The following is an 11,055-nucleotide window of genomic DNA, read 5'->3' on the forward strand; positions in this document are numbered from 1 at the left end:
TTCTCTGCCGTACGTCGTCTTCTGTACGTCCTCTTCCGTACGGCGATCAGTCGCGTTCCAACTCTGCCTCGGCCGCCGCGAGCGCCGCGAACTCCTCCTCCGGTGCGCGCGCCACCAGATGCTTGCGGCTGTAGAGGCCGAAGTAGGCGAGGGCGACCACGTACACCGCGAGGGCGATGAGCGCCGCCGTCACGTCCACCAGGAACGTCGCGACCAGCGCGGCACACGCGAGGACCAGAGCGACGGACGAGGTCAGGACGCCGCCCGGGGTGCGGTACGGCCGCTGGAGCTCCGGCTCGCGGCGGCGCAGCACGATGTGCGAGAGCGACATCAGGGCGTACGAGATGGTGGCGCCGAAGACCGCGACGTTCAGCATGCGGGCGCCGTCACCGGTCGCCGCGGCCAGCCCGAAGCCGATCGCGCCCGGGACGAGCAGGCCCAGGTAGGGGGCCTTGCGGCTGCTGGTGAGCGAGAGGAAGCGGGGGAGGTAGCCGGCCCGGGAGAGCGCGAAGAGCTGGCGTGAGCCCGCGTAGATGAGGGAGAAGAAGGAGGCGACCAGGCCGGCGAGGCCCGCGTAGTTGATGACGCGGCTCAGGCCGGTCGCGTCGCCGTCCGGCTGGAGTGCCTCGACCAGGGGGTTGCCCGCGTCCTGGATCGCGTTCGCGCCGCGCGCGCCCGCCGAGGCGAAGAAGGTGAGCAGCGCGAGGGCGACGAGGATGGCCATCGACCAGCGGATCGCGCGCGGCAGCGTGCGCGCCGGGTCCTTGGTCTCCTCGGCGGCCAGCGGCACGCCCTCGACCCCGAGGAAGAACCACATGCCGAACGGGAACGCCGCCCAGATGCCCAACAGCCCCATGGGAAGCCAGGAGTTGGCGCCGAAGGCGTCGGCGTCCACGGGGATGTCGTTCAGCTTCGACGCGTCGAAGTCCATGAAGGCGCCGACCGCGAAGACGAGCAGCGCCGCCACCGCGATGCCGGTGACGACGAAGCTGAAGCGCAGCGCCTCGCCGACGCCCCACAGGTGGATGCCGATGAAGATGACGAAGCAGGCCAGATAGACGGGCCAGCCCGAGGTGAGGCCGAAGAGGCCCAGCGACTCGACGTAGTCACCGATGAAGATGGAGATCGCGGCCGGCGCCAGGATGTACTCGATCAGGATCGCCGTGCCGGTCAGGAAGCCGCCCCAGGGGCCGAGCGCGCGCCGCGCGAAGCCGTAGCCGCCGCCCGCGGTGGGCAGGACGGACGACAGCTCCGCCAGCGAGAAGACCATGCACGCGTACATCACGCCCATGAGCGCCATCGCGATCGCGAGGCCGCCGAAGCCTCCCTCCGCGAGGCCGAAGTTCCAGCCCGAGAAGTCGCCGGACACGACGTAGGCGACGCCGAGTCCGGTGAGCAGCAGCCAGCCCGCGCTGCCCCTGCGGAGCGTTCTGCGCTCCAGATAGTCTTCCGCCGGTGGTTCGGCCGGGCTCGGCTTGCTGGACTCCACGGTCATGGCACGGCTCCCATGCGACGGCGCTGCGGCGGGTGACTCAGACGGGGGACTCAAAGGAACGGATCCATACCTTTGCCGTGCGAGGTGCGAGAAAGCAAGCCCCTTGCGTTACACGACGGTTAACCGCTCCTCACGCTCCTCACGTCAGGAAGCCCCGCAGCAGGGCCGCCGTTCCCGCGCAGTGCTCGCGCATCATCTCCCGCGCGCCGTCCGCGTCCCCGTCGAGCACCGCCTCGACGAGCGCGGTGTGCTGGCGCTGCGAGTGCTCCAGGTTCCGCACCAGCAGCGGGATGCAGTCGAGGAGGTCGTTGACGGTCGCGCGGACCGCCGCGTACTGCGCGGTGAGCGACGGCGACCCGCACAGCTCGGCGAGCGTGAGGTGCAGCAGCGTATCGAGCCTGCGGTACTCCGCAAGGGGTGCGTCGTGGGTCTGCGCGAGCGCCGTGCGCAGCCGGTCCGCCTGCTCGTCGGTGAGCCCGTGCGCCGCGCAGAGCCCGGCCGCGCCGACCTCCAGGACCTCGCGGAAGCGCAGCGCGTCCTCGACGTCGACGTCCTTGATGCGGCGGCGCAGCTCGTCCTCGCCCGGCGCCTCGGGGCGCGGCCGCACGAACGTGCCGCCGTACCGCCCGCGCCGCGACTCGACGAGCCCCTGGTCCTGCAGCACCTTCAGGACCTCGCGCAGCGTCACCCGGCTGATGCCGAGGCGGTCGGCGAGCTCCCGCTCCGACGGCAGCCGTTCGCCGCCGGGCACCAGGCCGAGGCGGACGACCTGGAGGATCTGCTCCAGGGCCTCCTCGAAGCCGTTGCCCGCCCGCACCGGACGCAGTACCGGTGTCAGCCGGTCGTCGTCCGGCGCCGCGGACGGCGTGCCCTCTTCCGTGTGCGACATGCCCGTACCCCCTTCCCAAGCAAAGGTTCTCGGCAATACCTTATGGCTCCCGGCTGACCCAAGGAGGCATTTCCCGTGGCAGACCGCACACCCCCGCTCGCCGTCGAGGAGCTGAAGGCCCTCGTAGCGAGCGGCGAGATCGACACGGTCGTCCTGGCCTTTCCCGATATGCAGGGGCGGCTCCAGGGCAAGCGGTTCGCCGCCCGCTTCTTCCTCGAAGAGGTCCTCGAGCACGGCACGGAGGGCTGCAACTACCTCCTCGCCGTCGACGCGGACATGAACACCGTCGACGGCTACGCGATGTCCTCCTGGGACCGCGGCTACGGCGACTTCGCCATGCACGCCGACCTCTCCACGCTGCGCCGCGTCCCCTGGAACGAGGGGACCGCGATGCTCATCGCGGACCTCGCCTGGAACGACTCCTCGCCCGTCGTGGCCGCGCCCCGCCAGATCCTCCGCCGCCAGCTGGAGCGGCTCGCGGAGCTCGGCTACACCGCCCACGTCGGCACGGAGCTCGAATTCATCGTCTTCAAGGACACCTACGAGCAGGCGTGGGACGCCGGATACAAGGACCTCACACCGGCCAACCAGTACAACATCGACTACTCCGTCCTCGGCACCGGCCGCATCGAGCCGCTCCTCCGCCGCATCCGCAACGACATGGCGGCCGCCGGACTCGTCGTCGAATCGGCCAAGGGCGAGTGCAACCCGGGCCAGCACGAGATCGTGTTCAAGTACGACGAGGCCCTCGTCACCTGCGACCAGCACGCCATCTACAAGACCGGCGCCAAGGAGATCGCGGCCCAGGAGGGCGTCTCCCTCACCTTCATGGCCAAGTTCAACGAGCGCGAGGGCAACTCCTGTCACATCCACCTCTCGCTCCAGGACGCCGACGGCAACAACGTCATGGCGGGCTCTCCCGACGACCCGGGAGGCATGTCACCCGTCATGCGGCACTTCCTCGCGGGCCAGCTCGCGGCGCTCCGCGACTTCTCCCTCCTCTACGCGCCGAACATCAACTCCTACAAGCGGTTCCAGCCCGGCACGTTCGCGCCGACCGCCGCCGCCTGGGGACACGACAACCGCACCTGCGCGCTGCGCGTGGTCGGCCACGGCCGCTCGATGCGCTTCGAGAACCGCCTCCCCGGCGGCGACGTGAACCCGCACCTCGCGGTCGCCGGACTGATCGCCGCCGGCCTGCACGGCATAGAACAGAAGCTCGAACTGCCGGACGAGTGCACGGGAAACGCCTACACCGGCGACTACGAACACGTCCCCACCACCCTGCGCGAGGCCGCCGAGCTCTGGGAGAACAGCCCCATCGCCAAGGCCGCCTTCGGCGACGAGGTGGTCGCGCACTACCGCAACATGGCGCGGGTCGAGCTGCAGGCCTTCGACTCCGCGGTGACCGACTGGGAGCTCCGCCGCTCCTTCGAACGCATGTGAGGCAGCCTTGCTCGACGTATCGAAACTCGACGCATCGAAACCCGACGTATCGAAACTCGACGTACTGAACCCGGCGACGGAAGAGGTCGTCGCGACCGTCCCCGCCGCCACCGCGCAGGACGTCGACGCCGCCGTCACCCGCGCCGCACGCGCCCAGGAGCAGTGGGCCGCGGCCGCCCCCGCCGACCGCGCCCGGCTCCTGCGCCGCTTCGCCGCCCAGGTCGACGACCACCTCGAGGAGCTGGCCCGCCTGGAGGTCCGCGAAGCCGGGCACGTCATCGGCAACGCCCGCTGGGAGGCGGGCAACGTCCGCGACCTCCTCGACTTCTCCGCCGGGGGAGCCGAGCGGCTGAGCGGCCGGCAGATCCCCGTACCCGGCGGCCTGAACGTCACCGTCCTCGAACCCCTCGGCGTCGTCGGCGTCATCGCCCCCTGGAACTTCCCGATGCCGATCGCCGCGTGGGGCACGGCGCCCGCCCTCGCGGCAGGCAACGCGGTGATCCTCAAACCGGCCGAGACGACCCCGCTCACCGCGCTCCGCCTCGCCGAACTCGCCCTGGCGGCGGGCCTCCCCGAAGGGCTCTTCCAGGTCCTGCCCGGCACCGGCGCGGAAGCGGGCAACGCCCTCGTCGAGCACCCCGGCGTCGCCAAGATCGTCTTCACCGGCTCCACCCGCGTCGGCAAGCAGATCATGGCCACCTGCGCCGACCGGGTGAAGCGGCTGACCCTGGAACTCGGCGGCAAGAGCCCGAACATCGTCTTCGCCGACGCCGACGTGGAAGCGGCGGCCCTCGCCACCCCCATGTCGTACCTGGACAACTCCGGCCAGGACTGCTGCGCCCGCACCCGCGTCCTCGTACAGCGATCGGTGTACGACCGCTTCCTGGACGTCGTCGCCCCCGCCATCGAGTCCATCGTCGTGGGCGACCCGTCCGACGAGAAGACCCAGATGGGCCCGCTGATCTCCCGGACCCAGCTGGACCGCGTCCGCTCCTACGTCACCCCGGGCGACGGCATCCACGGCACCGCCCCCGAGGGGCCCGGCTTCTGGTTCCCGCCGACGCTGCTCACCGACGTCGACCCGGACGCGCCGGTGGCCACGGAGGAGGTCTTCGGGCCCGTCGCCGTCGTCATCCCCTTCGACGACGAGGCCGACGCGATCCGGCTCGCCAACGCCACCGAATACGGCCTGTCCGGCTCCATCTGGACGCGCGACGTCGGCCGGGCCCTGCGCGTCTCCGCGGCCGTCCGGGCAGGCAACCTGTCCGTCAACTCGCACTCCAGCGTGCGCTATTGGACGCCCTTCGGCGGCTACAAACAGTCCGGACTCGGCCGCGAGCTCGGCCCGGACGCCCTGCACGCCTTCACGGAAACCAAGAACGTCTTCATCAGCACGGAGGCCTGACCCATGTCGGACACATCAGAGAACATCTGCCGCCGCCTCGTCGGCCGCACCGCGGTCATCACCGGCGCCGGCAGCGGCATCGGCCTCGCCACCGCCCGCCGCCTCGCCGCAGAGGGCGCCCACGTCGTCTGCGGCGACATCGACGAGAGCGCCGGCAAGCAGGCCGCCGACGAGGTCGGCGGGATCTTCGTGAAGGTCGACGTCACCGACGCCGAGCAGGTCGAGGCGCTCTTCAAGACCGCCTTCGACACCTACGGTTCCGTCGACATCGCCTTCAACAACGCGGGCATCTCGCCGCCCGACGACGACTCCATCCTCGACACCGGCCTCGAAGCGTGGAAGCGCGTCCAGGAGGTCAACCTCACCTCCGTCTACCTCTGCTGCAAGGCCGCCATCCCCTACATGCGGCGCCAGGGCAAGGGCTCGATCATCAACACCGCGTCGTTCGTGGCCCGGATGGGCGCGGCCACCTCGCAGATCTCGTACACCGCCTCCAAGGGCGGCGTCCTCGCCATGTCGCGCGAGCTGGGCGTGCAGTTCGCCCGCGAGGGCATCCGCGTCAACGCGCTCTGCCCGGGACCGGTGAACACGCCGCTCCTCCAGGAGCTCTTCGCCAAGGACCCCGAGCGTGCCGCGCGCCGCCTCGTGCACATCCCGGTGGGCCGCTTCGCCGAGGCCGATGAGATGGCGGCCGCGGTGGCGTTCCTCGCCAGCGACGACGCCTCGTTCGTGAACGCCACCGACTTCCTCGTCGACGGCGGCCTCACCGGGGCGTACGTCACACCCCTGTAACCGCACCTCCGCCGTTCATCCTCCGGCCACCACACCGTCAGCCGGGCGTCGCACGACGCCCGGCTGACCTGCGTAGACACGGGAGTGTGTACATGAACTTCAAGCGCCGCTGCACCGCCGCGGCCGCCGTGCTCGCCGTCGCGGGAACCGGCCTCGTCGGCGTCCAGGCCACCGCCGAAGCCACCCAGGACGCCCCGCCGAAGAGGGCCGCGAAGTGCCCCACCCTGAGCGTCTCCGAGGGCTGGTACGGCGACAACAGAGCCAGACTCCAGCACATGGTGGACACGTACGGCAGCTGCGGTGCCGGCCGCGGCGCCAAGCCGGTCGCCACCTTCGACTGGGACAACACCGTCATCAAGAACGACATCGGCGACGCCACCATGTACTGGCTGGTGCGCCACGGCAAGATACGCACGCCGAAGGACGGCGACTGGCACACCACCAGCCGCTATCTGACCCGCCGGGCCGCCGGGGCCCTGACGAAGGCCTGCCCCGCCACCGGCACCACCCTGCCCACCCACCGGAACACCGCCTGCGCCGACGAGATCCTCTCCGTCTACGGCGAGGGCACCACCACCTCGGGCAAGGCGGCCTTCGCCGGCTTCGACCACCGCAGGATGGAACCGCAGTACGCCTGGCTCGCCCAGCTCACCCGCGGCTGGACCACCCGCCAGGTCAAGCAGTTCGCGGCCGCCGCACGCGAGGAGAACCTCGCCGCGCCCATCGGCACCGAACAGCGCGTCGGCACCCACAAGGTCACCGGCTGGGTCCGCTACTACGACCAACAGCGCGACCTGATCCGTACGCTCAAGAAGGCCGGCTTCGACGTCCACGTCGTCTCCGCGTCGCCCGAACCGGTCGCCGAGGTGTGGGGCAAGGGCGTGGGCATCGACGCACGGCACACCCTCGGCATCCGCAACGTCACCGCCCACGGCAAGCACACCGCCCACCTCAAGGGGTGCGGGACCGTGCGCGACGGCGACGACTCGATGATCACGTACATCGACGGCAAGCGCTGCTGGATCAACAAGGAGATCCTCGGCGTGCGCGGCGCCGCCGCCGAGAAGGTCCAACCGGCCGCGAGGCGCCAGGTGTTCGCGGCGGGCGACTCCGACACGGACGTCTCCTTCCTGCGCGACGCCACCGGGCTGCGGCTCGTCCTCAACCGCAACAAGAACGAAGTGATGTGCCGCGCCTACGACAACGGTGACGGCCGCTGGCTGGTCAACCCCATGTTCATCGAGCCCAAGGGCGCGCAGGCCGACCCCTACCCCTGTGCCTCCACCGGCTACACCGAGCGGGACGGCGGCGAGGGCCCGGTGCGCCGTACGGACGGCTCCGTCATCCCCGATCAGCGGGACACGGTCCACGGGGCGTCTCCGGCGTCGTCGGCCACACAGGGCTGATGTACGGTCCACTCACATGCGTAACAGAAACATTTTGGCGCTGACCCTGGCCGCGGCCGCCACCCTGGCGGCCGTGCCGGCAGCTCTCCCCGCGGCCGCCGCCACGACCGCGAACTCCCGTACGGCACAAGCGGATTGCCCCCAGCTGTCGAAGAAGCTGACCTGGTACGGCAACAACCGCGCCAAGCTCCAGCGCACCATCGACGAGCGCGGCACCTGCGCGAACCCGGACCTCGGCCGCGGCGGGCACAAGCGCCCGGTCGCCGCGTTCGACTGGGACAACACCATCACGAAGAACGACGTCACCGACGCGACCATCGCCTGGTCCCTGCGGCACGACAAGATCCTGCGCCCCAAGAGCTGGAAGTCCACCAGCAAGTGGATGACCGACGAGGCGGACCGTGCGCTCACCGAGGCGTGCGGCACGAAGGTCCCGGTCGGCAGGCCGCTGCCCACCTCCAGGGACAAGGACTGCGCCGACGAGATCTTCGAGGTCCGCGAGGACGGACTGACGATGAGCGGCGCCGCGGCCTTCGCCGGGAAGTGGGACCACCGCCACACCGTCCCGCAGTACGCCTGGGTGCCGCAGCTCTTCGCCGGGCACACCGTCCGCGAGCTGGAGACGTACGCCGCGAAGGCCCGCAAGGAGGCGCTCGCCGCCCCCGTCGGCGCCACGCAGACCGTCGGCACGCACAAGATCCCCGGCTACGTCCGCTACTACGACCAGCAGCGCGACCTGATCCGTACGCTCAAGAAGGCCGGCTTCGACGTCTACATCGTCTCGGCGGGCTCGGAGCCGGTGACGGAGGTCTGGTCGAAGAGCGTCGGCATCGACCGGAAGCACACCGTCGCCATCCGCTCGGTCCTGGACCGCAAGGGCCGCATCACCACCTGGAACCAGGGCTGCGGCGGCGTCCCCGTCAACAAGGGCGAGGCCATCCCCTACATCGACGGCAAGCGCTGCTGGGTCAACCAGGAGATCTTCGGCGTCAAGGGCAAGAAGGCCTGGGCGAAGCAGGACTTCAGGCACCGCATCGCGCTCGGCGGCGGTGACGCCGACACCGACGTGACCTTCGTCGGCGACGCGACGGGCGCGCACCTCGTGCTGAACCGGAACAAGAACGAGTTCATGTGCCGTGCCTACGACGACGCGGACGGCCGCTGGGTCGTGAACCCCATGTTCATCGAGCCGATGCCGCAGAAGCAGGGTCTCTACCCGTGCTCGACGGGCGCGTACAACGAGCACGACGGGGGCAAGGGGCCTGTCCGGCGCGCGGACGGCAGCGTGGTCGCGGACCAGCGGGACTCGGTGTACTGACCTCGGCGCACTGGTCTTCGGTGCACTGGTCTTCGGTGTACTGATCTTCGCGGCACGTCTTAGAGTGCCGGGATGAGCATGCCCACGCCGCCCGGCTGGTACCCGGACCCGCATCAGCCCTCCATCGAGCGCTGGTGGGACGGTTCCGCCTGGACCGAGCACCGGCGGACGCCCGAGTCCCCCCAAGTGGTCCCGGCGCACCAGGGGTTCGGGCCGCCGCAGGACACGACGTCGGTCATGCCGGTGGCGTCCCCGGGCGGCGGCCGGGCGAAGGTCGTCGCGCTGGGCGTCGCCGGGGCTGTCCTCGTCGCGGCGATCGTCGCGGGCGCCGTCGCCCTCACCAAGGACGACGGCGACCCGAAGGGCGGCACCCCGGCACCGAGCGCCACCGCCGAGAGCAGCCCGACGCCCACCGGGTCGGAGAAGGAGTCGGCGTCGCCGAGCGCCGACTCCGACCCGGACACCCTCGTCGACGACCTCAACGGCATCACGCTTCCGGTGCCCGACGGCTGGGAGAAGGACGACGACTCCTTCGGCGGCGGCGCGACCATCCAGACCCCGGACATCGTCGACTGCCCGGGCGACTCCGGCCTCTGCCGCGAGGGCACCGTCACGTCGAGCCCCGTGACGGGCACGGACGAGACGGACCCCAAGGCCCTCGCCCTCGGCGACATCAAGGACGCGGCGGACGCCGCCTACGACAAGGACAAGCTGGACAACAAGCCGTACGGCGGCATCACCGGCCACGAGAAGGTCAAGGAGGGCCAGGTGGCCGTCGCGGGCCGCAGCGGCTATCTCGTGCGGTGGCGCGTGCACACGGCGAAGGGCGACGGCGGGTACGTCCAGTCGCTCGCCTTCGCGTCGAGCGTCGGCTCGGAGTCGATGGTCATGGTCCGGTTCAGCGTCGGCGCGGGGAAGGACGCCCCGCCCGTCTCCGTCATGGACGAGATCACCGACGGGATCCGCTCGGTCGAGGACAGCGCGACGGGCGGCGGGGTGGGAGACGACGTGGGGGCGACGCCGTAAGGAGCTGGGCGGGGTTCAGAGGAACGTACGTCCCTCGCCGCGGTACGTCGGGACGCTTCCCGTCACCTTGTCGCCCTCGACCAGGTGCAGGGTCTCGAACCGTTCGCACAGCTCCCCGGCCTTGGCGTGCCGGAACCACACCTTGTCGCCGATCAGCAGATCGTCCGCCGCCGGTCCGTGCAGCGGCGTCTGCACCTCACCCGCGCCCTCCTGCGGGTCGTACCGCAGCCCCTCGGGGAGATACGGCACCGGCGAACGGTCCGGGCCCGCGACGCCCGACGCCGGATAGCCGCCGCCGAGGACCGTCACCGTCCCCGGGCCGGGCCGCCGCACCACGGGCTGCGCGAACAGCGCGGCGGGACGCCCGCTGAACGACGTGTAGTTGTCGAAGAGCCGCGGCACGAAGAGCCCCGACCCCGCGGCGATCTCGGTGACCGCGCGCTCGGCCGCGGTGTGCTGCACGCTGCCGGTGCCGCCGCCGTTCACGAACTCCAGGTCCGGCGCGACCGCCCGGACGGCGGCGATGGTCTCCGCCCGGCGGGCGGCCAGTTCCCTGCGGGCCGCGGCCTGCATGGTCCGGATCGCCCGGGACCGAGCAGGGTGCCCTGCCACGGCATCACCCACGCCGGCGACATGACCCTCGTACGCCATGACACCCACGAGCCGGAACCCGGGCCGCCGAACGATGGCGCGGGCCAGGGCGGCGACCTGCGCGGGGGAGTGCAGCGGGGAACGCAGCGCGCCGATCCGCACCTTGCCGCCGAGCACGTGCAAGGAGGTGTCCAACTCCAGACAGACCCGCACCTCTTCGGTGCCGCCGGCCCGCGCCTCGTCGATCAGCCGCAGCTGGGCCGGGTCGTCGACCATCACGGTCACCGAGGCCGCGAGCTTCGGGTCGGCGGCGAGCTCCGCGAAACCGGCCCGGTCCGCCGAGGGGTACGCGAGCAGCACGTCGTCGAAGCCGGAGCGGGCCAGCCACAGCGACTCCGCGAGCGTGAACGACATGATCCCGGCGAAGCCGTCGCGGGCCAGCACCCGTTCGAGCAGGGCGCGACAGCGCACGGACTTGCTGGCGACCCGGATCGGCTTTCCCGCGGCCCGGTGCACGAGATCGTCGGCGTTGGCGTCGAAGGCGGCCAGGTCGACGAGGGCGAGGGGGGCGTCGAGGTGGGCGGTGGCGCGGTCGTAGCGGGCGCGGTCGGCGGCTCGGTCTGCGGCACGGGCTGTCATGGCCGAAGCCTGCCAGACACGATTACCGGAGGGTAGGGGGATGATCCG

At 71.1% G+C, this 11,055-nt stretch carries 9 protein-coding genes; 6 read left to right on the plus strand and 3 right to left on the minus strand.

Features of this window, described 5'->3' with window-relative positions:
- Nucleotides 1–46: 46 nt before the first annotated feature.
- Nucleotides 47–1,495, minus strand: a complete 1,449-nt coding sequence (eat, locus tag ACZ56E_RS20935; protein ID WP_471216116.1) for an ethanolamine permease — start codon at nucleotides 1,493–1,495, stop codon at nucleotides 47–49.
- A 139-nt stretch (nucleotides 1,496–1,634) separates the two neighbouring features.
- Nucleotides 1,635–2,384: a FadR/GntR family transcriptional regulator gene (locus tag ACZ56E_RS20940; protein ID WP_468611678.1), complete on the minus strand. Its 750-nt coding sequence runs from the start codon at nucleotides 2,382–2,384 to the stop codon at nucleotides 1,635–1,637.
- Between the two features lie 75 nt (nucleotides 2,385–2,459).
- Between ACZ56E_RS20940 and ACZ56E_RS20945 the strand changes: the two genes are divergently transcribed.
- From ACZ56E_RS20945 to ACZ56E_RS20970, 6 genes are all read left to right on the plus strand, one after another.
- A complete protein-coding gene (locus ACZ56E_RS20945; RefSeq protein WP_471216118.1) occupies nucleotides 2,460–3,830 on the plus strand; it encodes a glutamine synthetase family protein in 1,371 nt (456 codons plus the stop codon).
- Nucleotides 3,831–3,837: 7 nt separating this feature from the next.
- The gene (locus ACZ56E_RS20950; RefSeq protein WP_471216120.1) at nucleotides 3,838–5,235 is read left to right on the plus strand and encodes an aldehyde dehydrogenase family protein; all 1,398 of its coding nucleotides are present in this window, start codon (nucleotides 3,838–3,840) and stop codon (nucleotides 5,233–5,235) included.
- Between the two features lie 3 nt (nucleotides 5,236–5,238).
- Nucleotides 5,239–6,027 (plus strand): 3-oxoacyl-ACP reductase, encoded by a 789-nt coding sequence (locus ACZ56E_RS20955; RefSeq protein WP_471216122.1) that lies wholly within the window; start codon nucleotides 5,239–5,241, stop codon nucleotides 6,025–6,027.
- Nucleotides 6,028–6,119: 92 nt separating this feature from the next.
- Nucleotides 6,120–7,433 (plus strand): haloacid dehalogenase-like hydrolase, encoded by a 1,314-nt coding sequence (locus tag ACZ56E_RS20960; protein WP_471216124.1) that lies wholly within the window; start codon nucleotides 6,120–6,122, stop codon nucleotides 7,431–7,433.
- Between the two features lie 16 nt (nucleotides 7,434–7,449).
- A complete protein-coding gene (locus tag ACZ56E_RS20965) occupies nucleotides 7,450–8,751 on the plus strand; it encodes a haloacid dehalogenase-like hydrolase (RefSeq protein WP_471216126.1) in 1,302 nt (433 codons plus the stop codon).
- Nucleotides 8,752–8,823: 72 nt separating this feature from the next.
- Nucleotides 8,824–9,777 carry a DUF2510 domain-containing protein gene (locus ACZ56E_RS20970; protein ID WP_471216128.1) on the plus strand — a complete coding sequence of 318 codons (954 nt, stop codon included), beginning with the start codon at nucleotides 8,824–8,826 and terminating at the stop codon, nucleotides 9,775–9,777.
- Between the two features lie 15 nt (nucleotides 9,778–9,792).
- On the opposite strand, the gene ACZ56E_RS20975 is transcribed toward ACZ56E_RS20970, so the two are convergent.
- On the minus strand, nucleotides 9,793–11,007 hold the full coding sequence (locus ACZ56E_RS20975) for an amino acid deaminase/aldolase (protein ID WP_471216132.1): 1,215 nt from the start codon (nucleotides 11,005–11,007) through the stop codon (nucleotides 9,793–9,795).
- Nucleotides 11,008–11,055: the final 48 nt, after the last annotated feature.

This window comes from Streptomyces sp. NPDC039480, assembly GCF_055597165.1.